This is a genomic window from Devosia rhizoryzae, assembly GCF_016698665.1.
Classification (GTDB): domain Bacteria; phylum Pseudomonadota; class Alphaproteobacteria; order Rhizobiales; family Devosiaceae; genus Devosia; species Devosia rhizoryzae.
Genome location: NZ_CP068046.1, coordinates 2,516,521 through 2,538,370, shown reverse-complemented (window position 1 = coordinate 2,538,370; position 21,850 = coordinate 2,516,521). Strand labels below are relative to the sequence as shown.

The 21,850-nt window shown below is 62.6% G+C and carries 24 protein-coding genes; 15 read left to right on the top strand and 9 right to left on the bottom strand.

Translation table 11 applies throughout. The annotated features are described in order from the left end of the window. Positions 1 to 28: 28 nt before the first annotated feature. The 3 genes from JI748_RS12460 to JI748_RS12450 form a co-directional block, all read right to left on the bottom strand. Complete coding sequence (locus tag JI748_RS12460; RefSeq protein WP_267911617.1) at positions 29 to 604, bottom strand: TadE/TadG family type IV pilus assembly protein; 576 nt, start codon at positions 602 to 604, stop codon at positions 29 to 31. Next, on the bottom strand, positions 604 to 1,170 hold the full coding sequence (locus JI748_RS12455; RefSeq protein WP_201631128.1) for a TadE/TadG family type IV pilus assembly protein: 567 nt from the start codon (positions 1,168 to 1,170) through the stop codon (positions 604 to 606). Before JI748_RS12455 ends, JI748_RS12460 begins: the two co-directional genes overlap by 1 nt. An 84-nt stretch (positions 1,171 to 1,254) precedes the next feature. Further along, positions 1,255 to 1,701, bottom strand: coding sequence for a pilus assembly protein N-terminal domain-containing protein (locus JI748_RS12450; protein WP_201631126.1), 447 nt, complete (start codon positions 1,699 to 1,701; stop codon positions 1,255 to 1,257). A gap of 377 nt (positions 1,702 to 2,078) precedes the next feature. Here JI748_RS12450 and JI748_RS12445 point away from each other — a divergent pair, with 377 nt between their 5' ends. From JI748_RS12445 to JI748_RS12410, 8 genes are all read left to right on the top strand, one after another. Next, positions 2,079 to 2,264 (top strand): Flp family type IVb pilin, encoded by a 186-nt coding sequence (locus tag JI748_RS12445; protein WP_201631124.1) that lies wholly within the window; start codon positions 2,079 to 2,081, stop codon positions 2,262 to 2,264. Positions 2,265 to 2,373: 109 nt separating this feature from the next. After that, positions 2,374 to 2,874, top strand: a complete 501-nt coding sequence (locus JI748_RS12440; RefSeq protein ID WP_201631122.1) for an A24 family peptidase — start codon at positions 2,374 to 2,376, stop codon at positions 2,872 to 2,874. A 205-nt stretch (positions 2,875 to 3,079) separates the two neighbouring features. Next, positions 3,080 to 4,012: a Flp pilus assembly protein CpaB gene (gene cpaB, locus JI748_RS12435; RefSeq protein WP_201631120.1), complete on the top strand. Its 933-nt coding sequence runs from the start codon at positions 3,080 to 3,082 to the stop codon at positions 4,010 to 4,012. Positions 4,013 to 4,026: 14 nt separating this feature from the next. Next, positions 4,027 to 5,475 carry a type II and III secretion system protein family protein gene (locus tag JI748_RS12430; protein WP_201631118.1) on the top strand — a complete coding sequence of 483 codons (1,449 nt, stop codon included), beginning with the start codon at positions 4,027 to 4,029 and terminating at the stop codon, positions 5,473 to 5,475. A 21-nt stretch (positions 5,476 to 5,496) separates the two neighbouring features. Beyond that, entirely contained in the window at positions 5,497 to 6,771 is a 1,275-nt protein-coding gene (locus JI748_RS12425) for an AAA family ATPase (protein ID WP_201631116.1), read from the top strand. Positions 6,772 to 6,800: 29 nt separating this feature from the next. Continuing rightward, a complete protein-coding gene (locus tag JI748_RS12420) occupies positions 6,801 to 8,294 on the top strand; it encodes a CpaF family protein (RefSeq protein ID WP_233280514.1) in 1,494 nt (497 codons plus the stop codon). Between the two features lie 3 nt (positions 8,295 to 8,297). Then, positions 8,298 to 9,272, top strand: a complete 975-nt coding sequence (locus JI748_RS12415; protein WP_201631114.1) for a type II secretion system F family protein — start codon at positions 8,298 to 8,300, stop codon at positions 9,270 to 9,272. A 3-nt stretch (positions 9,273 to 9,275) separates the two neighbouring features. Beyond that, positions 9,276 to 10,277: a type II secretion system F family protein gene (locus tag JI748_RS12410; RefSeq protein WP_201631112.1), complete on the top strand. Its 1,002-nt coding sequence runs from the start codon at positions 9,276 to 9,278 to the stop codon at positions 10,275 to 10,277. A gap of 58 nt (positions 10,278 to 10,335) precedes the next feature. Here the strand turns inward: JI748_RS12410 and JI748_RS12405 are convergent, their stop codons facing one another. After that, positions 10,336 to 11,097: a tetratricopeptide repeat protein gene (locus tag JI748_RS12405; protein ID WP_201631110.1), complete on the bottom strand. Its 762-nt coding sequence runs from the start codon at positions 11,095 to 11,097 to the stop codon at positions 10,336 to 10,338. Positions 11,098 to 11,241: 144 nt separating this feature from the next. Here JI748_RS12405 and JI748_RS12400 point away from each other — a divergent pair, with 144 nt between their 5' ends. Next, positions 11,242 to 12,591: a leucyl aminopeptidase family protein gene (locus JI748_RS12400; RefSeq protein ID WP_201631108.1), complete on the top strand. Its 1,350-nt coding sequence runs from the start codon at positions 11,242 to 11,244 to the stop codon at positions 12,589 to 12,591. Here JI748_RS12400 and JI748_RS12395 read toward each other — a convergent pair whose 3' ends face one another. From JI748_RS12395 to JI748_RS12385, 3 genes are all read right to left on the bottom strand, one after another. Then, positions 12,592 to 13,296, bottom strand: a complete 705-nt coding sequence (locus tag JI748_RS12395) for a YqaA family protein (RefSeq protein WP_201631106.1) — start codon at positions 13,294 to 13,296, stop codon at positions 12,592 to 12,594. It abuts the gene before it with no gap. Between the two features lie 67 nt (positions 13,297 to 13,363). Then, entirely contained in the window at positions 13,364 to 14,302 is a 939-nt protein-coding gene (locus JI748_RS12390) for a 2-hydroxyacid dehydrogenase (RefSeq protein WP_201631104.1), read from the bottom strand. Between the two features lie 69 nt (positions 14,303 to 14,371). Then, positions 14,372 to 15,301 (bottom strand): c-type cytochrome, encoded by a 930-nt coding sequence (locus tag JI748_RS12385; RefSeq protein WP_201631102.1) that lies wholly within the window; start codon positions 15,299 to 15,301, stop codon positions 14,372 to 14,374. Between the two features lie 255 nt (positions 15,302 to 15,556). Between JI748_RS12385 and JI748_RS12380 the strand changes: the two genes are divergently transcribed. From JI748_RS12380 to JI748_RS12355, 6 genes are all read left to right on the top strand, one after another. Beyond that, complete coding sequence (locus JI748_RS12380; RefSeq protein ID WP_201631100.1) at positions 15,557 to 16,390, top strand: prephenate dehydratase; 834 nt, start codon at positions 15,557 to 15,559, stop codon at positions 16,388 to 16,390. Positions 16,391 to 16,393: 3 nt separating this feature from the next. Continuing rightward, positions 16,394 to 16,816: a nitroreductase/quinone reductase family protein gene (locus JI748_RS12375; RefSeq protein ID WP_201631098.1), complete on the top strand. Its 423-nt coding sequence runs from the start codon at positions 16,394 to 16,396 to the stop codon at positions 16,814 to 16,816. A 113-nt stretch (positions 16,817 to 16,929) separates the two neighbouring features. Then, complete coding sequence (gene dapD, locus JI748_RS12370; protein WP_201631090.1) at positions 16,930 to 17,772, top strand: 2,3,4,5-tetrahydropyridine-2,6-dicarboxylate N-succinyltransferase; 843 nt, start codon at positions 16,930 to 16,932, stop codon at positions 17,770 to 17,772. A gap of 93 nt (positions 17,773 to 17,865) precedes the next feature. Next, positions 17,866 to 19,014 carry a succinyl-diaminopimelate desuccinylase gene (gene dapE / locus JI748_RS12365; protein ID WP_201631089.1) on the top strand — a complete coding sequence of 383 codons (1,149 nt, stop codon included), beginning with the start codon at positions 17,866 to 17,868 and terminating at the stop codon, positions 19,012 to 19,014. Next, positions 19,011 to 19,553, top strand: a complete 543-nt coding sequence (locus JI748_RS12360; RefSeq protein ID WP_201631086.1) for a hypothetical protein — start codon at positions 19,011 to 19,013, stop codon at positions 19,551 to 19,553. The genes dapE and JI748_RS12360 overlap by 4 nt, the downstream gene beginning before the upstream one ends. 17 nt (positions 19,554 to 19,570) lie before the next feature. After that, positions 19,571 to 20,146, top strand: coding sequence for a hypothetical protein (locus JI748_RS12355; RefSeq protein WP_201631084.1), 576 nt, complete (start codon positions 19,571 to 19,573; stop codon positions 20,144 to 20,146). On the opposite strand, the gene truA is transcribed toward JI748_RS12355, so the two are convergent. Both truA and fmt read right to left on the bottom strand, forming a co-directional pair. Then, the gene (gene truA, locus JI748_RS12350) at positions 20,143 to 20,880 is read right to left on the bottom strand and encodes a tRNA pseudouridine(38-40) synthase TruA (protein ID WP_201637289.1); all 738 of its coding nucleotides are present in this window, start codon (positions 20,878 to 20,880) and stop codon (positions 20,143 to 20,145) included. The genes JI748_RS12355 and truA overlap by 4 nt on opposite strands. Beyond that, a complete protein-coding gene (gene fmt / locus JI748_RS12345; protein ID WP_201631082.1) occupies positions 20,877 to 21,797 on the bottom strand; it encodes a methionyl-tRNA formyltransferase in 921 nt (306 codons plus the stop codon). The genes truA and fmt overlap by 4 nt, the downstream gene beginning before the upstream one ends. Positions 21,798 to 21,850: the final 53 nt, after the last annotated feature.

The following is a 21,850-nucleotide window of genomic DNA, read 5'->3' as shown; positions in this document are numbered from 1 at the left end:
GCATGGTGCCGGTCCCCCGGCAAGCGCGCTAGGGAACGAGTTTGATCTCGTCTTCGAAGCGCGTCATGAAGAAGTTGGATCGGTAGAGATCGATTTCCTGGCCGATGACGATGCCGTAGAGCGGCGTATACGAATAGCTCGCCTCCGCGGCGATCACCATCTGCCCCTTGGAGATGGCGATCATTTCGTCGGGCAGTCTATAGGTTCTGGGCAGAGCGGTCGTTCTTACGGCCGTATAGGTTCCGCGCTCGAATTTGCTCTGCCATAGGACGGAAGTCGTACCATTACTGGCCACTTTTACGGCCGTCACAACCTGTCTCACGTCTTGCGACGAATAGGGGGTCATGATGCCGCTGGCTGCGCGGAAATAGTCCTTGAGGTCCTTGGTCAGGATCTCCTTGTCCGAGCGCGCGACGAGGTCACCCACCGCGCCGGCCACTGACTGCACCTTGCGATCGATGATGATCAGCGTGCTGGCCTCGATGGAGCCGATATAAACCGTGAGCATGATCGGCATGATCAGCGCAAACTCTACGGCAGCCGCACCTTTCTGAGACCGTGCCAGTCTGCGTAACCCTGCCACCAAGGTTCTGGCGAGCCGCATCATGAGGGGAAGGGCTCGGTCTTGAACACCGTGGCAGAGCCGATCAGCCGCCGCCCATCGCCCATATTGGACAGGCCAAGCGGACCTAGCGTCAGCAACACCGGATAGCGGTAATGCACCTGCACCTGCACGACTTTTCCGCCGACCGGGTTCTCATATCTTTCCGACGAGGTCCAATCGCAGGGCGCTCTGCAGTTCGGATCGACGGGGGGGACGGGGGTCGCGGATTGAAAATCGGTGACGGTTGTCACCCGCACATGAAGTCCGGCGCAATCGGGGAAAAGGCCAAAAAGCCGGTTGCAGACTTCGGTGCGAAACGTCTCGACGGTGGCGCTGCGCTGTTGCAACTGGCCGGTGCGGATCTCGCGTGCGGCATCGTTGACGGCACTCTCAAGCACTTGGCTGGCAAGGAAAATTACCGAAGTCTGCAGGATGGCGCCGATCACCGCAAAGAACGGGATGCCGAGCAGGCCGAACTCGATGGCCGTGACGGCGCGCTCGTCGGCCAGCAGCTCTTTCTGGCAGCGGCGAAGTCTTCGCAATGGGGCGGCGAGTACCCTGATCATGCCCCCTAAGCTAGGAGCTCAAGGCTAACCAGATGTTATAAAACTCGCGTTGACTGCCCAACCGGTTAACGGAGGATTAACACTTCAGTTGGCAGCAGCGGACTGCACCAACTGGGAGGAGGCGAGGGTTTCGCTGGCGAAGGCATTATCGTCGCCCAGCATGACGACTGGCTGGCAAACCGGTGCGCAAGAAAGGGTGGTGCGGGCCTGGCCCTGGTAAACGGTCATGATTCCCGCCTGCATTTGTACCACCTCGACCAAGGTATCGGCGATCGGCTCGCCGGCCGTGTTCAGCACGATGAGATTGGTCTGGCCGTAGCTCTTGCCGGTGAGGATGAGGGTCAGCGGATCCTGGATGGTCACGTCGGCAATGCCGGGATTGCCGACGATCACCGTCGCCGCCGGGGCGCTGATGCGCAGGACGCGGGCCATGTTCACATTGACGCTGACCGGAGCGCCGTCCTGGGCCTGCGCGGGCATGGGCAGGGCAAAGCCAAGGGCGAGGGCGATGGCGGCAAAGAGGCGGGACATGATCAGCAATCCACGGGGTACTGGTACTGCCTCTACGATCCACCCGAATGGTAAATGTTTGGCAAACGCCGGACACTTCTCTTCAGAGCGGTCAGGTAAGTTCTTTTTCGAGCGTATACTCGCGCGGATCGCGCAAGAGCGCGGGCAAGAAGCAACTGATGCAACAGCTATTGTAACGGGCACGTCATGAAGAGATAGTTCAATTGCAATCTTTCTTGTTAGTCCGTTGGAAGTGAAGAAAATCGTGCCTCTACACCTGGTTCCGAACCTTCATGCGATTAACGCTATTTCAACGTGTGAGGACTAGCGTCCCGGTCATGTTCGATGTGTGACCGTTCGACGATGTCACTCGAGGACGTGTAAAAAGGAGCCTGGGAATGAAAATTTTCGCACGTTTCGCGCAGGACGAGTCGGGCGCGACTGCAATCGAGTACGGCCTAATTGCCGCACTCATCTCTGTCGGTATTATTCTTGCCGCCACCACACTCGGCACCAATCTTGGTGACCTGTTCAACGGTATCGCTGGCCGTCTGGACGTGACGGTTCCGACCGCCACATCTTGATTAGCAATATCCGAAATTGGAAGGGGAGGGCGCGAGCCCTCCTTTTTCGTTTTCGGTCTTTATTAACGCGGCCGGTCTACCATTGGGAATTGCTTGCCGAGGGAGCACCATGTCGACGCTGGCTTTGCTGTTTTTCCCATTCGCCATGGCTCTTGCGGCAACGTCCGACCTCCTGACCATGCGCATTTCCAACAAGCTCGTGCTTGTTCTCGCGGCAGGCTTCGTGATTGTGGCACTTCTGGTTGGCTTACCCTTGCAGCAATTTCTGATGCATCTTGCCTGCGCTGCTGTCGTATTGGTGGTCGCCTTCGGCATGTTCGCCATGCGCTGGATTGGCGGCGGCGATGCAAAGCTTGCTGCGGCCACGACGCTGTGGCTGGGCTTCGGACTGACCCTGCCATACCTGGCCTATACGGCAATTCTGGGTGGCGTGCTGACGCTGATCATCCTTTTTATCCGCCGCCTGCCGCTCGAACTTTATACCGCATCCATGCCTTGGCTCGAAAGGCTCCACGATCGCAAGCAAGGCGTGCCTTATGGAATTGCCATGGCCTTTGCAGGTCTGCTGACTTACTCCAATACACCCATCTTCGAGCGCCTCGCCGGCTAAGAGCGCGCACAGATATGAAGAAGGAGCACTCGCACTGGCTGCGGGTGCTTTGTTGTTTTGGTGGTACCCTTTGCAAAAAGCGAGTATTCACCGGTTGTTAACGCATTTCGCAAAGTGCTGATTAACTAAACCTTGACCCTTTGCTTTCATAGTTAAGCCGGTGGAACTGGGCTTGTCTGGCCCTCTCGTACAACCGGAGTGGGTCATGAGACCGGCGCGTATTATCCTGTTGTTGGTGGCTATCGTCGCCGGTGGCCTTGCGGCCATCCTGGTGATGCGCGGCGGCAGGGCGCCTGCGCCAGACACACAGATCGTCACCGAAGTGGTCCCGGAACTTAAGACCGAGATCCTTGTTGCCAAGACCGCAATCGGCATTGGCGAAAGGCTGAACCCGGAAGGCTTAGAATGGCAGGAATGGCCGGAAACCGCCCTCCGACCTGAATACGTGACCATAGACGCCATGCCCGATGCACCGGTGCAGTTGGACGGCGCCGTGGCGCGGTTTGAATTTTTCCCCGGTGAACCGATCCGCGAAGCCAAGCTGGTCCGCGCCGATCAGGGCTACCTCTCTGCCGTTCTTGCTGAAGGCAAGCGCGGCGTGTCGGTCGGCGTCACTGCTGCTTCAAGCGCAGGTGGCTTCGTTGTTCCAAATGACCACGTAGACGTCGTCCTCACCACCTCGACGGCCACTGGCCAGCGCTCTGAAGTTATCCTCTCCGACGTGCGGGTGCTCGCCATCGGCAAACGCCTGGGCGAAATGGGTACGACCGGCGGCAATGCGGAAGGCGACGGCGCCAGTCCCGTGCCCGAAACCTTTGACGACTCCACGATTGCGACCCTGGAACTGAGCCCGCCGCAAGCCGAAACGCTGATCAATGCCTCGACCTTAGGCCAGCTGGCACTGACCCTGCGCTCGGTTGCCGATTTCAACCGCGTCGAGACCGGTCCGGCCGCGCCCGCCAGCAACCAGCCGGTGCGCATCATCCGCTACGGCCGCGAGCAGAGCGTCATCACCACCAGTCCCAATGTCATCGCTCCGGTGTCTTCGGCCGAGCCCTACGTGACGGACACCGAACTCCCACCGATTCAGACCCAGGTCCCGGCGGCGCCCGATGTGCCGCAGGTCCTGCCGCAGTAAGGCAACAGATGCAGATGGAACACGCAAAAGCCCACACGCACCGTTTCCGCCCGCGGCTGGTTCTGGCGCTGGCGATCGGAACTCTCCTGGCAGCCATGGCACCGGCATCGGTCTTTGCCGGCGGCAACGCCTATCCAGCGGCTCCGGTCTATCCAGCTGCCGACGCACAGATCGCCATCTCCGCCGGAGCCTACGGTGCTGTGCGCAGCCTCGAGGTCGAGCTCAACAAGTCGATGATTGTCGATCTGCCAGCGGGCGTTGCTGAAGTGGTGGTCTCGCAGCCTTCGATCGCGGCGGCGGTGATGCGGTCGCGCACTCGCGCGATCATTCAGGGTATCGCCGAAGGTGCGACCAACATCATCTTCATCGACGATGCCGGGCGCACCATGAGCATCCTCGACGTCAACATCGTCCAGCCGCCGCTCGAAGTGGGCCGCGCGCTCGAATCGACCTTGGCACGCGTCATTCCGGGCTCCAATATTCGTGTCGAAACGCTCTCCAACAATTCGATCAACGACAAGATCTATTTTGTTCTCACCGGTACGGTGAACAGCGCCGAGGATAAAGCCGTTGCCGAGGCCATGGCCGCTCAGCTTTCGGAAAGCGACGGCCCCAGCGGCAGCCTGATCCAGGTGACCGGCCCGCAGCAGGTCATGCTGCAGGTCACGGTGTCGGAAATTCGCCGCGATGTGGCGAGGCAACTGGGCATCAACCTCTCCGGTTCCGTTACCCTGGGCAACTCGACCTTTGGTTTCAACAGCAGCCAAACCAATGTTTCCAATGGCATCGGTGGCTCGTTCCCGCTGGGTGACTCCGTTCAGATCAATGCTGGCATAAGGGCGCTGGAAAACCGCGGTGCCCTGCGCCTTCTGGCGCAACCGACATTGACCGCGATGTCCGGCCAACCGGCTGAGTTCCTGGTTGGCGGCGAAATCCCGATCCAGACGTCTAGCATCAACGGCACCTCGATCCAGTACAAGCAATACGGCATTCAGCTCGCTTTCACGCCGACCGTGCGCGCCAATGGTCAGGTGGCGCTGACCATCGATACCGGTGTTTCCGAGCTGCAGGCCGGCAGTTCGGCGGCGCTGACCACGCGCGACGTCAAGACCTCGGTAGAACTGCCGCCCGGCACCACCCTCGCCATCGGCGGACTTCTCAGCGAAAGTGCCAGCCGCACCGTCGACCAGATTCCGGGCCTCGGAAATATCCCGATTCTCGGCGCCCTGTTCCGCTCCAATGCCTACCGGAGCCAGGAAACCGAGCTCGTGATCCTCGTCACGCCCTACCTGGTTCAGCCCACCACGCCCGCCAACGCCATCGCTGTGCCGACGGACAATTCCTACATCACCAATGATGCCGAGGCGTTTTTCCTTGGTGCCATTGAGAAGCGCTATGGCGTTGGCGCCACCGGCGAGTTCCGGGGCGGTTTCTCCGGCTCGGTCGGCTTTGCGCTCGATTGATCGCGGTAGAGGAGTAGTTTGATGAGTTTCCTTACCCCCGAACAGCCGCCCAAGATCGAGGAACCGGCCGCCGAGATCGCGACCGGCGCGCGTCTTGTGCCGCGCATCACCATTCAGGCCTTTTGCGAAAATTCGCAGACGGCCCAACTGGTCGAAAGCGCCGCCTTCGATCGCCGCATGTCCAAGGTTGCGCTGACGACGCATAATGGCGGCGTCGAAGGCGCCGTTGAAACCTACAAGTCCAACCCGACGCCCAATCTTATCATCGTCGAAACCGGCCTGCCGCCGCAGGAAATCCCCGACGCTCTTGGCCGCCTGGCTGAAGTCTGCGACGCCTCCACCCGCGTCATCGTCCTCGGCCACGTCAACGACGTGCTGCTTTATCGCGAACTGATCCGCTCCGGCATCTCCGAATACATCGTCCTGCCAGCCACCTCGCAGGACATCGTCACCGCCATCACCGAGCTTTATGCCGCCGAAGGGGCAGCCCCGATCGGCCGCACGGTCGGCTTCATCTCCGCCAAGGGCGGTGCGGGCGGCTCGACCGTAGCCCACAACGTGGCCTGGGCCGTGGCGACGAACCTGCGGCAGGATTGTCTGATCGTCGACATGGACCTCGCCTTCGGCACGGCGGGTCTCAACTTCAACCAGGACCCGCCGCATGGCCTGGCCGATGCGCTTCTCGCCAACCAGAAGGTCGACCAGACCATGCTGGACCGGCTGATGAGCAAGGCCGCCAATCACATCAACCTCTTGACCGCGCCCGCAACGCTGGACCGCACCTGGGATTTCGAAGAGCGCGACTTCGAGCAGGTGCTCGAAATCTGCCAGAAGTCGGTGCCGGTGATCATCCTCGACATTCCCCATGCCTGGAATGCCTGGACCCGGCAGACCCTTTCTTCCATCGATGAAGTGGTGATCGTCGCCGAACCGGACCTCGCGAGCCTCCGCAATGCCAAGAATATTGCTGATGCGGTCAAGGCCATGCGGCCCACCGAAGCGGCCCCCAAGCTCATTATCAACAAGCTTGGCGTGCCGCGGCGTCCCGAGATCGGAGCAGGGGAGTTCGCCACCTCGGTCGAATGCAGCCTCATCGGTCAGATCGGCTTCGACGCAGCGCTCTTCGGCACCGCGGCCAATAACGGCCAGATGATCGCCGAGGTCTCAGCGAACAACAAGGTCAACGACATCTTCAACGCCATCGGCATGCAGGTGACCGGACGGTCCCCTGCCCATGGCGCGGGTAAAGCGGCAAGCCTGCTCAAGCTCCCCTCCCTGTTCCGGAAGCGGGCTTGAGCGCGGTCTAGGCGCGAAAGGCAAAGCATATGTTTGGCAAGCGCACCACTTTTGGCGGCAATACACCCGGCGTCGGCGAAATGCCGCGGCCGGTCGCCAGCCCCGCCATGCCGCCTCCGCCGGCCCCGGTGCAGCGGCGCGCCAGCGACAATGATGCGATGGCCGCGCGCATGCGCACCACCGACGAGGTGCTCGACGTCCGCGCCCCCGCCGATGCGCAGCGCGCGCAAGCCTATTTCCAGACCAAGTCGGCCATCTTCAACGCGCTGATCGACTCCATCGATCTCAGCCAGCTCGCCACCATGGACGGACAGGCGGCGCGCGAGGAAATCCGCGACATCGTCTCGGAAATCATCGCCCTCAAATCGATCGTCATGTCGATTTCCGAGCAGGAAGACCTGCTCGAGGACATCTGCAACGACGTGCTCGGCTATGGCCCGCTCGAGCCGCTCCTGGCGCGGGACGACATCTCCGATATCATGGTCAATGGTTCGCAGCGCTGCTACATAGAAGTCGGCGGCAAGGTCCGGCTGACCAATGTGCGCTTCCGCGACGATGCGCACCTGATGAATGTCTGCCAGCGCATCGTCAGCCAGGTTGGCCGCCGCGTTGATGAAGGCTCACCCATCTGCGACGCCCGTCTCCCCGATGGTTCGCGCGTCAACGTCATCGCCCCGCCGCTCGCCATCGACGGCGCCGCGCTCACCATTCGTAAGTTCAAGAAGGATAAGCTGACCCTCCCGCAGCTGGTTAAATACGGCTCGATCTCGCCCGAAGGCGCGGAAGTGCTGCGCATCCTCGGCCGCGTCCGCGCCAATGTGCTTATTTCCGGTGGTACGGGTTCGGGCAAGACGACGCTCCTCAACTGCCTCACCGCCTTTATCGAAAAGGACGAGCGGGTCATCACCTGCGAAGACTCCGCCGAACTTCAGCTCCAGCAGCCCCATGTGGTGCGCCTCGAAACCCGCCCGCCCAACCTTGAGGGCGAAGGCGAGATCACCATGCGCGATCTCATCAAGAACTGCCTCCGTATGCGCCCCGAACGCATTATCGTCGGCGAAGTCCGTGGCCCGGAGAGTTTTGACCTCTTGCAGGCCATGAACACGGGCCACGACGGCTCCATGGGCACGCTCCACGCCAACTCGCCGCGTGAAGCGCTCAGCCGTCTTGAATCCATGATCACAATGGGCGGCTATTCGCTTCCCAGCCGCACGATCCGTGAAATGGTGGTGTCATCCATAGACGTCATTGTCCAGGCCGCACGCCTGCGCGACGGTTCGCGCCGCATCACCCACATCACCGAAGTGCTGGGCATGGAAGGCGATGTGATCGTCACGCAGGACGTCTTCGTCTACGACATCATGGGCGAAGATTCCAACGGCATGCTGATCGGCAAGCACCGCTCCACCGGCATCACCAAGCCCCAATTTACCGAACGCGCCCGCTACTTCAACGAAGAAGCAAACCTCGTCGAGGCCCTGGAACAGGCTAATACCGACGAGCACGCCATTTTGGGGAACTAGCGCATGCAGACGCTCCTGCTCGCAATTCTGGCCATGGTTACCATCGGTGCCGCGGGGTTCGCTCTTGTGCCCACCGCACTGCCCAACAAGCGGGCCAGCGAGAGGCGCAAGGCGTTCCAGGGTGATATTCGCGCCAACCGCCGTGAGGCGGACGTGTCGCGCACCCGCGACAACCGCCGCAAGTCGGTGCAGCAGGTGCTCAAGGCCCAGACCGAAGAGCTCAATGCCAAAAAGCGCGTCACCCTGCCGGACCTGATCTTTCAGGCCGGCATGACCGTCCGGCCGGCAACCTTTATCCGCAACAGCGTGATCTTTGGTGCCGTGCTCTTCGTGGTGCTGGTCATTGCGCAGGTGCCGTTGCTCTACGCCCTGATCTTTGCCGTGGCGGGCGGCTACCTGCTGCCGCGCATGTATGTGCAGCGCCGCCGCCGCAAGTACCAGGACCGTTTCCTTGACGAATTGCCCAACGCCATCGAAGCCATCGTGCGCGGCGTCAAGACGGGCCTGCCGCTCAATGACTCGATGCGCGTGGTTGCCAAGGACACCAAGGAACCGGTGAAATCCGAGTTCGGCCGTGTGCTCGACCAGCAAAGCTTCGGCATGTCCATGACCGAGGCCGTGCAGGTGCTGCTTGAGCGCGTGCCGCTGCCGGAAGTCAACTTCTTCGTGGTCGTCATCTCGGTGCAACAGCAATCGGGCGGCAATCTCAGCGAAGCCCTGGGCAACCTCGCCCGCGTGCTGCGCAATCGCAAGAAGATGAAGCAGAAGGTCAAGGCCATGTCCTCCGAAGCCAAGGCCTCGGCGGGCATTATCGGCTCCCTTCCCATTGTCGTTGCGGCGCTGGTGTCGTTGGTGTCGCCTTCCTATCTCCTGCCGCTTTTCGTGACGCCCATCGGCAATGTCTGCCTCGGCATTGGTGTGCTGATGCTGGCGACCGGCATCTTCGTGATGAGCCGCATGGTCAAGTTCGAGATCTGAACCATGATCGAGACGCTCACCTCGCGCGAATTCCTGATCGCTGTGCTCGCTGCCATCTCCGCCGCGGCTGTGGTCTTTACCTTTGGCTCCTCGCTGATCGGCAAGCGCGAGCTTAAGGGCCGCATCAAACGCGTCGCTATCGAGCGCGACAAGATGCGGGCCGAGGAAATGGCCCGGTTGCGCGGCGGCACGGTTCAGGACGCACGCTCGATCCGTCGCGGCACCGAAGCCAAGTCCTATATGAAGAATGCGGTTGAACGCTTCGACCTCAAGAAGGCCTTTCAGGACGAGAACACGGTCGACAAATTAGCCATGGCCGGGCTGCGCGGGCAGGGGGAACTCACCAAGTTCCTGTTCCAGCGCTTTGCAACCCCGATCGTCGTCTTCGTCCTTGCAGCCTTTTACCTCTTGATCCTCGCGCCCGGCGACCGGCCAGCCTATATCAACCTGGTCTATGCCATCGGCGCGGGCCTTGTCGGGGCGTATCTGCCGATCCTTATGCTCAGGAACAAGACCCAGAAGCGTCAGGCATCGGTGCGCCGCGCCTGGCCCGACGTGCTCGATCTTTTGCTGCTTTGCGTTGAATCCGGCATGTCGATGGAACACGCCTTCAAACGCGTGGCAAAGGAGATCGGCAGCCAAAGCGCCGAGCTGGCCGAGGAACTGACCCTCACCATGGCCGAACTCAGCTTTCTTGAAGACCGCACCCGTGCCTATGAAAATCTCGGCCGCCGCACCGGGCTCGACGGCGTTCGTGCCGTAATGACCGCCCTGATCCAGGCCGATCGCTACGGCACCTCGGTTGGTCAGGCGCTGCGCGTCATGGCCGAGGAAGGCCGCGAGGCGCGCATGATGGAAGCCGAAAAGAAGGCTGCAGCGCTGCCCCCCAAGCTCACCGTGCCGCTGATCCTGTTCTTCCTGCCGGTGCTGTTTATCGTCATCCTGTCGCCAGCCATGATCAAGGTATTCTCAGGCTCCGTCGCCAGCACGGTTGGCGGCGGCTGAGTTCAAACGAAAAAGCCCCGGAGCAAGTCCGGGGCTTTCGCATTTCATGGCATCGGCATCAGCCCTGTTCGATCAGGTCCCAGCGGTTCTGCTGGGTTAGAAGCGCCCGCACATAGGCCATATTGCTCTCGACCTGCTCGGGCGGCAGTTCTGCGGCGTAGATCTGCCGGCACTCGTCGAAACGGCCTTGTAGGCCCACCACCAGAGCCAGGTTCTGCCGCGTCTGCGTGTTGGCGCCGCGCATCGCCACTGCCCGGCGCAGATGCTGCTCGGCGCGCGGCAGTTCGTTGGTCATCGCATAGGAAAGACCAAGATTGGTCTCGATGGACGCTTCACCTGGAGCGATCGTTGCGGCTTGCGCGTAAAGACGCCGCGCCTCGTCATTGCGGCCCATCTGGTCGAGCGTTGCGCCCTTGACCAGCAGTGCGTTCCAGTCCGGCGCATCGGGGCGGATGACGTTGTCGAGGACCGTCAGAGACTGGTCGAACCGCCCTGCGGCCGTCAGCGCCTTGCCATAGGCAACGCTCACCGCAACGTCCTTGGGATAGGTCATCATCGCCGTTTCGAGCGCCGCAGCCGCCTGCTCCGGCTGTCCGGCTGCCCGGAGCGCTGCCGAATACTGGATGGCCACTGCACGATCTTTCGGATTGCGGCGATAGCGCTCGGTTAGTTGGCCAAGATTGGACTGCGCCTGAGATGCCGGCATGCCGGCATAATCGGTATTGCCCAGCTGCCCGCGATTGGAGGCACAGGCGGACAGGGCAATTGCGGCAACACCGGCCAAAAGCAGGGTACGCGCGATCCGGAACGGGTGGGACATGGCGAGCCTCCGGGCGAAATACGCCACTCAAAAGTCTTGCGCCAGCAATAGATCATTAACCCTAACGCAGGGTTAAGGTGAGTTTTCGGGCCGTTGCGGCGCAGGACGGCGAGGGGTAGAACGGGCGCAATTTCGGAGTTCGCCATGACCAAGCCAGAAGCCACCCCCATCCACTTCGTTGCAGAAGGGGCGCTCGATGGCGCTGGGCTCTCGGCGCCACAACTTGCCTGGGCGAAGGCTAACTCTTTCTCCGGCCAGCGTGGCTGTCTGCTCGCTTTGCCGGACAGCGACAGCGGCATTTCCGGCTGGCTTTTTGGCTTGGGCAACAGCACCGGCCGCTCGCCTTTCCTTGCTGGTCAGGCCGCCGCCAATCTGCCGGAGGGCACCTACTCGCTCGCTGGCGAGATCGAGGATGCGACCCTTGCCGCCATTGCCTTTCGCCTCGGCGCCTACCGCTTCGACCGCTACCGTCAGGCCAAGCCCAGCCCGGTGCTGATCCTGCCCGAAGGCGCCGACGAGGATGAAGTTGACCGGCAGGTCGAGGCTGCGACCCTTGCCCGCGACCTCATCAACACTCCCGCCAACGACCTTGGTCCCGAGGCGCTCGAAAAAGCCGCTCGCGACTTCGCCCGCCGCAATGGCATGGTTGTCCATGTCACCGTCGGTGACGACCTCCTCAGTGCCAACTTCCCGATGATCCACGCCGTCGGTCGCGCCAGCGCGCAGGCGCCGCGCCTCATCGACATGACCTGGGGCGATCCTAGCCTCCCCAAGGTGACCCTCGTCGGCAAAGGCGTGACTTTTGATACCGGCGGTCTCGACATCAAGCCCGCCGCCGGCATGCTGATGATGAAAAAGGACATGGGCGGCGCCGCCAACATAATGGGCCTCGCCCACACCATCGTTTCCGCCAACCTGCCAGTCCGCCTCCGCGTGCTGCTGCCGGTGGTTGAAAACTCGATCTCCGGCGCCGCCTTCCGCCCCGGCGACATCCTGCGCTCCCGCGCCGGTCTTACCGTCGAGATCGGCAATACCGATGCCGAGGGCCGCCTGATCCTCGCCGATGCCCTGGCCTTGGCCGACGAGGAATCCCCCGATCTCGTGGTCGATATGGCGACGCTCACCGGCGCCGCCCGCGTGGCCCTCGGGCCTGACCTCCCGGCCATCTATTCCAGCGACGATGCGGTAGCCGCTCAGGTCGTCGCCGCCGGCGCGACCGTCGAAGACCCGCTCTGGCACATGCCACTCTGGTCCAATTACGACAGCCAGCTCAACTCCAAGATCGCCGACCTCAACAATGTCGGCACCGGCGGCTATGCCGGCTCGGTCATTGCGGCCCTGTTCCTGCGCCGCTTCGTCAAGAACGCCAAGGCCTGGCTCCATACGGACATCTTCGGCTGGGTCAATGAAGCCCGGCCGGGTCGCCCGGTCGGTGCCACCGACCAAGGCATCCGCGCCGTCTACACCATGCTGCGCCAGCGCTACGGCAAGTAGCTACTGCTCGGCCGGCGCGCCCGGGATCAATTCGTTCGGCACGACCTCGTCGACGGCGTTCATCTGTTCGACCGCCGTCTCCGTCGCCGGTCCGTGGCTCTTGGGGAAAAGGAGCGGCGCCATGGCAAAGCCGGCGATTGCGAGCACGATCATGCCGATGGTCGCCCATTTCTTGTTCTTTTCGATGAACTGGCCCGCCACTGGCCCAAAGAAAAAGAACAGCCCACAGGGCAAAAAGTAGCGGATGCCGCGTCCGATCAGCCCATAGATAACGAAAGTCCAGATATCGAGCCCGGCGACGCCGGAGGTGATGGTAATGACCTTATAGGGGATCGGAGACACGGCGCCGATCAGGATCATCAGCGGACCATTGTCGTTAAAACTCTGGCGCAGCGCGTCAAAGCCGGCACCCGCACCATAAAAATCGATGATGCCACGGCCGATGCTGTCGAACAGGAAATAGCCGATGGCATAACCGGCAAGTCCGCCTGCGACGGAGGACACCGTGCAGATCGCCGCCAGCCGCCAGGCTCGCAGCCGGTCGGCAATGATCATCGGCGCCAGCATGATCTCGGGAAAGATCGGCAGGATCATCGCTTCCAGAAAACACAGCGCCGCCAGGATCGGTTCTGCCCAGCGGTTCTTGGTGGCAAGCTTCAGCCGGTCGTAAAGCTTAAGCTTGGTCGGCGCTGCGGTTTCGGTCATCGAACCTCTCTGAGAATGTCGAACGGAGGGTGTAAGCTTAGCGGGGGCGGCGCCACTGACTTTTTCGTCAGTAGCCAAGCGTACGGTCGACCACGTTGACCAGTGGCTTACCGGCTTCATGATCCTGGATCACCCGCGCGAAGTACCGCACACCACTCGCCTCATTGGAAATGGCGGCAATGTGCGGGGTGATATAGCAATTGGGGATTTCCCAAAGCGGGCTCGTCTTCGGCAATGGCTCGGTTTCGAACACATCAAGGCTTGCCGCGCCAAGCGTTCCATCGGCCAGCGCCTCGACGATATCGGCCTCCCGCTGATGGCCGCCCCGCGCCGCATTGATGATCACCGGACCGCTGGCCAAGCCGTCCCGCCGGAGCTTGCGGAAGGTCTCGGTATTGAGAATGCCTGCTGTGTCGCGCGTTAGCGGCAGGAGATTGACCAAAATATCGGTACCCTGGAGAAAGGCATCGAACTCCTCCGCACCCGCAAAGCCCTCCACGCCCTCGATCTGCTTGGCAGTGCGGCTCCAGCTCCGGAGCGCAAAGCCGAGCGGGCGGAGGCGCTTCACCGCGTCTTGCCCGAGTACCCCCATGCCCATGATGCCGACTGTGGTTTCGCTGGCTGCCGGCGGATAGAACTGGCTCCAGCGCCGGGCCTTCTGGTCGGCCTGAAAGCGGCTGAACTGGCGATGGTGCATGGTGACGTGCGCCACCACGTAATCACTCATCCGCTGGCTGAGATCGGCATCCACGAAGCGCACGATCGGAGCATCGGGCAAATCCGGATGCTTCATCAGCGCATCGACCCCGGCCCCCAGCGACAACACGGCCTTGAGCTGGCTGAGACCCTTGAACGCGCCGGCTTTGGGCTTCCAGACAAAGATGTACCGCACATCCGCCGGATCGAAATCGTCGTCGCGCCGTACCACGGGGTAGGGGCCCAGCGCTTCGGCGAATGCCCGGGCCCAGCTCGCCTCGTCGACATCGGTAAGGTGCAGAAACAGCATCGGAAACCCCCAAGAAAAAAGCCGCGCCTTGGGGGCGCGGCTTGCTGATCGCCTGATCGACCCACTGGATTACTGAGCGGTCGTCGTATTCTGCTGAGCGGCCGGCGAATTCGTCGTCGTAGGGCCGGTCGTATTGGTATTGCGCGGCGGAATGGCTGGCTGCGCACCGGTCTCATTGGTGGCCGGAGTGGCAGTGCCTTCACCTGTCGAGAGCGGTGCCGTTGGCGTGGTGGACTGCACCGGGGTGCCGACAACGGGGGTCTCGCCCTGCGTTTCGGTCGGTGTATCCACGGCCGCCGGAGGCGCGGTGGTGACGGTTTCTTCGTCGCCGCCTTGGGCCGGGGTTGTCAGCGCGTCGGGAACCTGGTCGTCCGGAGAGGTTTCGCCAGGGGTCGCGGCTGGTGCTTCGCCCTCGGCCGGTTCGGCGCCTTCTTCGGCAGCGGGAGCAGCATCTGCCTCGGGGAACGGCACGGGGCTTGCCGAAAGGGTCTGGAGGTAGGCCAGGATGTCGGCGCGTTCTTCAGGCGCACGCACACCGGCAAAGCTCATCTTGGTGCCCGGAGCATAAGCCTTCGGGTTGGTCAGAAAGGCATTGAGGTTTTCATAGGTCCAGGTCTGGCCCTCGGCCTTCTGCTGCAGCAGGATGTCCGAATAGGCAAAGCCTTCGGCATGCGCCTTGGTATTGCCCACGATGCCATAAAGGTTCGGGCCCTGCTTGTTGGGCTCGCCTTCGCCGAAGTTGTGGCAGGACTGGCACTTGCGGGTAGCGGTTGCGCCGCGATCGGCGCTGGCGCTGGCCAGAAGCAGACCGATCGGCTGCTCGACTTCCGCTTCGGCAACGGCTTCGCCTTCAGCAGGCTCCGGCTCCGGCAAAGCATAGCCCGGCCCGCGGTTTTCGATCGGGTGATAGATGGCTTCGGCCAAAAAGCCTGCCCCCATCACGAACAAAAGGGTGCCGAGCACCGCGCCCAAAATCTTGTTTAGCTCGAACGAATCCATTGCAAACTCTCTGCCCGTCCAACCCCGTGGACCTCTAGCCTAGCCAGCCCAACTTCCGATCTCCTAAACGGAAATCGGCCTCAACTGGCCTGCTCGACGCGCGCGGAAGATAGTATCAAGCCCCCCATGGCGCAACAGGGCAAACCTTGGTGCGTCAATTCTCCCCATCGCGCTCTGTTCCCTCGCTTCTGCTCACATTGACTTGGAACCATGGTCGCGCCAAAACCCGGTCCAGCTTCCCAAGGATCCTCGGCCATGACCCAGACCATCGCTTTCCAGGGCGAACCCGGCGCCTTCAGCCATGCTGCAGCGCTCAATGTTTTTCCCGACGGAACCTTCCTGCCCAATGTGACCTTCGAGGAAGCCATGGCCGCGGTGCAATCGGGCGCCGCCGACCGCGCCGTGCTGCCGGTGGAAAACTCGCTCTATGGCCGCATTACCGACATTCATCACCTCCTGCCCGAAAGCGGCCTCTTCATTGTCGGCGAAACCTATCTCCGCATCGAGATGAACCTGCTGGGCGTCCCCGGCAGCCGCATCGAAGACTTGAAAGCCGTCCAGTCGCAGCCGCCCGCACTGGGCCAGTGCCGCAAGTTCATCGCCAGCCATAACCTGCGCACCATCAACGGCTCCGACACCGCCGGCTCCGCCCGCGAAGTCGCCGCCCGCGCCGACCGCAGCGTTGGCGCCATCGGCTCGCGCCTCGCCGGCGAAATCTATGGCCTCGATCTCTTGCAGGCCAATATCGAGGACGAAGGCCACAACACCACCCGCTTCCTCGTCATGTCGCGCGATCGCGACGAAGCCCCGCAAGGCACAGGCAAGCTCAAGACCACCTTCGTCTTCCGGGTCCGCAACGTGCCGGCCGCTCTTTATAAAGCCATGGGCGGCTTTGCCACCAACGGCGTCAATATGACCAAGCTCGAAAGCTACATGGTCGGCGGCGCCTTTACCGCCACCCAGTTCTATGCCGATATCGAGGGCCACCCCGGCGATATTGGCGTGCAGCACGCTTTCGATGAACTCAAGTTCTTCACCGACCATTTCCGCATTCTGGGCGTTTACCCGGCATCTCCGAAGGAAGGCTGAGCCATGAACGATTTCAACAAGCAGGTTATTGAAGATTTCAACGCCAATGGCGGCAAGCCCGGCGGCTATTTTGCCAACGCGCCCGTCCTCCTGCTCCATGCTCTGGGCGCCAAGTCCGGCCAGGAACGCACGCAGCCGCTGATGTATCTGCGCGACGGCGAAGGACCCTGGTACATCTTTGCGTCTTTCGCCGGCGGCCCCAAGAACCCCGACTGGTTCCACAATCTTCTGGCCAACCCGGACGCTGCAATTTCCGTTGGCGACGGCACGACCATCGAGCGCGTTCCCGTCAAGGCGCGCGTGCTCGAAGATGGGGAACGCGCCACCACCTATGCCGAAATGGCCAGCCGCTTCCCCCAATTCGCCGAATACGAAAAGAAGACCACCCGCGACAGCATCCCGGTGATTGAGCTGACCCGGCAGTAAGCGCAGCCCTTGTCTTATCCTCTCCCGCTGGCGGGAGAGGATAAGACGATGTCCAACCGTTGACACGCCATCCGCCCCGGCTATGGTCCGCCCCACAGTTTCAAGGAGCCCCCATGTCGCACGCCCAACTCGCCCAGGTCATTGACACCGCGTTTGAAAACCGCGCCGAAGTCAATTTCGGGACCAAGGGCGAAGTGCGCGACGCGGTCGACAGCGCTCTGGCCCTGCTTGATCGTGGCGAGTTGCGCGTTGCCGAAAAGATCGACGGCAATTGGCAGGTGCACCAGTGGCTCAAGAAGGCGGTGCTCCTTAACTTCCGCCTCAACGACAATCGCCTGATCGAAGGCGCGCCGGGCGGCTCCAACTATTGGGACAAGGTCGAGACCAAGTTCGAGGGCTGGAGCGAGAACACCTTCCGCGAGGCCGGTTTCCGCGCCGTGCCCGGTGCCGTCGTCCGCCGTCCTGCCTTTATCGGCCGCAACGTCGTCCTCATGCCCAGCTTCGTCAATGTCGGCGCCTATGTCGATGAAGGCACCATGGTCGACACCTGGGTCACCGTCGGCTCCTGCGCCCAGATCGGCAAGAACGTCCATATTTCGGGCGGCGTCGGCATCGGCGGCGTGCTCGAGCCGCTGCAGGCCGGTCCGGTCATCATCGAAGACAATTGCTTCATCGGCGCGCGCTCGGAAGTCGTCGAAGGCGTCGTCGTCGGCGAAGGCTCGGTGATCTCCATGGGCGTCTTCATCGGCGCCTCCACCAAGATCGTCGATCGCCACACCGGCGAAATCCACATCGGCAAGGTGCCCCCCTATTCGGTGGTCGTCTCCGGCTCGCTCCCCGGCAAGCCGCTCCCCAATGGTCAGCCCGGCCCCAATCTCTACTGCGCCGTCATCGTCAAAACCGTCGACGCCCAGACCCGTAGCAAGACCGGCATCAACGACCTCCTCCGCGACTGATATGGGGCAGGGACCTTCCGCATGCACGATCCATCTCCTCCCCCTTGATGGGGGAGGCCGGGTGGGGGTGGGCGCCCGGGAGCGGAGCAAACCATGACCGACCCCCTCGACCTTCTCTCCCGCCTCGTCGCCTGCCCCTCGATCACCCCCGAAGAGGCCGGCGCCCTCGACCTGCTGGAAGCCGAACTCCAGGCGCTCGGCTTTTCCACCACCCTCCTTAAGTTCGAAGGCGACGGTTCCTACCCAGTGGGAAATCTCTTTGCGACGCGCGGCACGGGCGGCAGGCGCCTTCTCTTTGCCGGTCACACCGATGTCGTTCCGCCCGGCGATCGCGCCCATTGGACCTCCGACCCCTTCGTCCCGCGCCTCGCCGACGGCAAGCTCTATGGCCGCGGCACTGCCGACATGAAATCGGGCATCGCCGCTTTCGTCGCCGCTTGCGCCGCCATCCCAGCTGACGCTGGCACGATCCAGCTCGCCATCACCAATGACGAGGAAGCCGACGCAATCAACGGCACCGAAAAGCTGGTGCGCTGGATGAAGGAGAACGGCCAAGACTTCGATTTCGCCATCGTCGGCGAACCGAGTTCCGCCGAAACCCTCGGCGACAGCATCAAGATCGGCCGGCGCGGTTCCTTTTCCGGCCAGGTGAGTGTCACCGGCACGCAAGGCCACGTCGCCTATCCGCACAAGGCCAACAATCCGCTGCCGGTCCTCGCCGCTATTGCCACCGCACTCTCGAGCGAACCCCTCGATACCGGCACCGAGCACTTCCCGGCCTCCATTCTCGAACTCACGACCATCGATGTCGGCAACCCGACCGGCAATGTCATCCCAATGTCGGGCACGCTGCGTTTCAACATTCGCTACAACGATCTTTGGACGTCCGACACGCTCGCCGATTGGATCCGCATCCAAATCGACGCGATCGATCACAACGGAACGACGATCGTTTTCGACATCCTCGGCACGCCCTCGCGGTCCTTCCTGTCGCCGCTCAGCGACGATGTCGAAACCCTTTCATCCGTCATCGCCGAGCAAACCGGCAAACGCCCCGACTATTCCACCGCCGGTGGCACCTCCGATGCCCGCTTCATCGCCCAATATGGGCCGGTGGTCGAATGCGGTCTTGTCGGGTCCTCCATGCACAAGGCCGATGAACACATCGCCGTCGCCGATCTCCATGGCCTCACCGCAATCTACGCAAGCTTTATGCGCCGCTTCTTCGGTGCCGCCACATGACACTGTGGCTAACCCTTCGTGACGCGCTGACCGGCTGGCTGAAACTGCTGCGCGACGAGCCAGGCTGGGAAGCGCACTTTCGCCTCTCCCGCGCCGGCCTCGTTACCGCTCTCGCGCTGTTCTACCTTTTTGCCTTCCTTGCCGTCATGCTGGCCTCGCTTCAGGTCGGCGTCCCGACGCTTCCCGGCTTCATCAACATCATGCTGGTGCAGTCGCTCTGGCTCGTGGCGCTCTTGATCGGCATCTTCGTCACCCGCAACTTTTTGCGCGCCCGGATGACGGTCCTGCCGCTCTTGATCCCCGCAATCTTCGCGCTGATCGCCTATCTAGTGCTCGGCACGCTGGTGTCGCTGATCCTCGGCGCGCTATTGCCGCTGCTCTGGCTTGGTCTTGCCGTCCTGCTCTTTCGTTTGGGACGCGCTGCGGGCCAGTGGACGCGCGGCGTATCGGTCGCCTTTGCCGTCTTGACCACCGTGCTGCTTGTCGGCCTGCCGATGACCCTCTACATGCTTAGCGCAGCAGCCATTCCCGCCGCCTGAGACGAGTCGTAAAAGCCTTGGCCTATCAAAACCAGACCTTTATCGAAGAAGCCGTCAACGCGGCGCGCGGCTGCTGGGCGCTGATCATCGGCCGCGCCGACGCAGCCCGCTACTTTGATTTCACCCAGCGTGGCCTTATCGGCAGCTTCATCGCCCTGGTGCTCGGCACCGGCATCAGCGTCTTTGGTCCCATGCTGCTCGGCGTGCCCGCTCAATCGGGTGCTGCCACCGGCGCCGTCATGCTCGCGGCGCTCCTCTTCGCGCTCCAGATCGCCGCCGCCTACATCGTCCTTCGGCAGATGGGACGGCTCGACGGCCTTGTGCCCTTCATGGTCGCCGACAACTGGGTCAACTTCATCGTTTCCCTGTTCGGCACCGTCATCCTGGTCCTGGTCGGCGGCAGCGAGGTAATGCTCTTTACCGTCGGCCTCATAAGCATCATCGTCGAAGTCAATATTGCGCGCCGCATCCTGACCCTGTCGCCGATGCAGGTGGCGACCTTTATCGTCGTGCAGATCGTCGCGCAGCTGATCGGCGTCCTGATCCTGGGCGGCGTCATGTTGCAGTCAATGCCCGCGGTGCCTGCAGCCTAGTAGTCGACCCCGGTCAAATAAAGCCCGCTCGACGGCGCCATGGCCCCGCAACGCCTACGATCGGCAGCATCGAGCGCGGCACGGAAATCAGCCGGGCTCCACTTGCCCTCGCCGACAAGCTTCAGCGACCCCACCATCGAGCGGACCTGATGATGGAGAAAGCTGCGGGCGCTGGCGGTGATCGCAATCACCTCGCTATCTCCGCTGACCGCGAACGCGTCCAGCGTCCGCATCGGCGATTTCGCCTGGCATTCTGACGAGCGGAAGGTGGTGAAATCGTGCAGCCCGAGGATCAGCTGCGCCGCCTCGTGCATGCGCTCTGCATCGAGTGGCATCGGCACATGCCAGACTTGGTTTCGCTCGATCGCCGGCGGCGCTCGCCGGTTGAGGATGCGGTATTCGTAATGCCGCGCCTTCGCCGAAAATCGCGCCTCAAACGCCCCGCTGACCGCTTCGCACTCGACGATCGCCACCGGCTGCGGTCGCAAATGATAGTTCAGCGCTTCGCGCACCCGAAACGGGTCCCAGTCCTTCGACAGGTCGAAATGCGCCACCTGGCCCAGGGCATGCACACCGGCATCGGTCCGTCCCGCCGCCTGCGTCGTTACCGCCTCGCCGGAAAAGCGCTCGATCGCCTCCTCCAGCGCCTGCTGCACGCTCATCCGCTCCGACTGCCGCTGCCAGCCGGAGAAAGGCGTCCCGTCATATTCGATCGTAAGCTTGAACCGCATCAGGCGACAGTTGCGGGCAGCGCCCCGGCCCCGCGCAAGAAGGTCGCCGCGTCCATCGCGCCTTTGCCCTCGCGCTGCACCTGCGTCAGCCGCACGGCACCGATCCCGCAGGCAATGGTGAAGTCATCCAGCACCGTACCGGGTGCGCCCGACCCGCTCGCCAGTGTCGACCGCAGCGCCTTGATCCGCACGGGCTTGCCGCCCAATTCGAGCTCGAACCAGGCCCCCGGAAACGGCGACAGCCCGCGGATCTGGTTGTGCACTGCTTCGGCGCTTTGCGTAAAATCGATGCGCGCCTCGGCCTTGTCGATCTTGGCTGCATAGGTCGTGCCCGCTTCCGGCTGCGGTGTGAACTGCAAACTGCCGCGCTCCAGCGCCGCCAGGGCCCGGCCCATGAGATCGGCGCCGACGCGCATCATCTGGTCGTGCAACTCGCCAGCCGTCATGTCTGGTCCGATGGGAATGATCTCGGTCGGCCCCATGGCGCCGGTGTCCAGCCCCTCGTCCATCTGCATCACGACGATGCCGGTCTGCTTGTCGCCCGCCATCACCGCCCGCTGGATCGGCGCCGCACCGCGCCAGCGCGGCAACAGCGAACCATGAAGGTTGAGGCAGCCGAATTCGGGCGCATCAAGCACCGGCTGGGGCAGGATCAGCCCATAGGCCACCACCACCGCCACCTCCGCCCCGAGCGAGGAAAACTGCAGCTGCTCGACCTCGCCCTTGAGCGAGCGCGGCGTAAAAACCGGAATGCCGAAGGCCTCGGCCGTTTCATGCACCGGGCTCTTGCGCTCCGCCTGCCCACGGCCGGCCGGCTTCGGCGCTCGCGTATAAACCGCCACCACCTCGTGCCCCGAGGAGACGATCTCCGTCAGCGTCGGCACGGAAAAGTCGGGCGTACCCATGAAAACGACGCGCATCTACCCGACCTCGTGTTCGACAAGCTCACCAGAAGGTCTCCGCTTGCGCAGCG

Excerpts from the sequence above, each read along its gene's own strand:
- JI748_RS12455 (WP_201631128.1), bottom strand. The coding sequence starts at position 1,170 with ATGATCAGGGTACTCGCCGCCCCATTGCGAAGACTTCGCCGCTGCCAG.
- JI748_RS12400 (WP_201631108.1), top strand. The coding sequence starts at position 11,242 with ATGACCAAGCCAGAAGCCACCCCCATCCACTTCGTTGCAGAAGGGGCG.
- JI748_RS12410 (WP_201631112.1), top strand. The coding sequence starts at position 9,276 with ATGATCGAGACGCTCACCTCGCGCGAATTCCTGATCGCTGTGCTCGCT.
- JI748_RS12405 (WP_201631110.1), bottom strand. The coding sequence starts at position 11,097 with ATGTCCCACCCGTTCCGGATCGCGCGTACCCTGCTTTTGGCCGGTGTT.
- JI748_RS12415 (WP_201631114.1), top strand. The coding sequence starts at position 8,298 with ATGCAGACGCTCCTGCTCGCAATTCTGGCCATGGTTACCATCGGTGCC.
- JI748_RS12375 (WP_201631098.1), top strand. The coding sequence starts at position 16,394 with ATGAACGATTTCAACAAGCAGGTTATTGAAGATTTCAACGCCAATGGC.
- JI748_RS12380 (WP_201631100.1), top strand. The coding sequence starts at position 15,557 with ATGACCCAGACCATCGCTTTCCAGGGCGAACCCGGCGCCTTCAGCCAT.
- JI748_RS12395 (WP_201631106.1), bottom strand. The coding sequence starts at position 13,296 with ATGACCGAAACCGCAGCGCCGACCAAGCTTAAGCTTTACGACCGGCTG.
- JI748_RS12430 (WP_201631118.1), top strand. The coding sequence starts at position 4,027 with ATGGAACACGCAAAAGCCCACACGCACCGTTTCCGCCCGCGGCTGGTT.
- dapD (WP_201631090.1), top strand. The coding sequence starts at position 16,930 with ATGTCGCACGCCCAACTCGCCCAGGTCATTGACACCGCGTTTGAAAAC.
- JI748_RS12425 (WP_201631116.1), top strand. The coding sequence starts at position 5,497 with ATGAGTTTCCTTACCCCCGAACAGCCGCCCAAGATCGAGGAACCGGCC.
- JI748_RS12385 (WP_201631102.1), bottom strand. The coding sequence starts at position 15,301 with ATGGATTCGTTCGAGCTAAACAAGATTTTGGGCGCGGTGCTCGGCACC.
- JI748_RS12420 (WP_233280514.1), top strand. The coding sequence starts at position 6,801 with ATGTTTGGCAAGCGCACCACTTTTGGCGGCAATACACCCGGCGTCGGC.
- dapE (WP_201631089.1), top strand. The coding sequence starts at position 17,866 with ATGACCGACCCCCTCGACCTTCTCTCCCGCCTCGTCGCCTGCCCCTCG.
- JI748_RS12390 (WP_201631104.1), bottom strand. The coding sequence starts at position 14,302 with ATGCTGTTTCTGCACCTTACCGATGTCGACGAGGCGAGCTGGGCCCGG.
- JI748_RS12460 (WP_267911617.1), bottom strand. The coding sequence starts at position 604 with ATGCGGCTCGCCAGAACCTTGGTGGCAGGGTTACGCAGACTGGCACGG.
- JI748_RS12445 (WP_201631124.1), top strand. The coding sequence starts at position 2,079 with ATGAAAATTTTCGCACGTTTCGCGCAGGACGAGTCGGGCGCGACTGCA.
- fmt (WP_201631082.1), bottom strand. The coding sequence starts at position 21,797 with ATGCGCGTCGTTTTCATGGGTACGCCCGACTTTTCCGTGCCGACGCTG.
- JI748_RS12450 (WP_201631126.1), bottom strand. The coding sequence starts at position 1,701 with ATGTCCCGCCTCTTTGCCGCCATCGCCCTCGCCCTTGGCTTTGCCCTG.
- JI748_RS12440 (WP_201631122.1), top strand. The coding sequence starts at position 2,374 with ATGTCGACGCTGGCTTTGCTGTTTTTCCCATTCGCCATGGCTCTTGCG.
- cpaB (WP_201631120.1), top strand. The coding sequence starts at position 3,080 with ATGAGACCGGCGCGTATTATCCTGTTGTTGGTGGCTATCGTCGCCGGT.
- JI748_RS12360 (WP_201631086.1), top strand. The coding sequence starts at position 19,011 with ATGACACTGTGGCTAACCCTTCGTGACGCGCTGACCGGCTGGCTGAAA.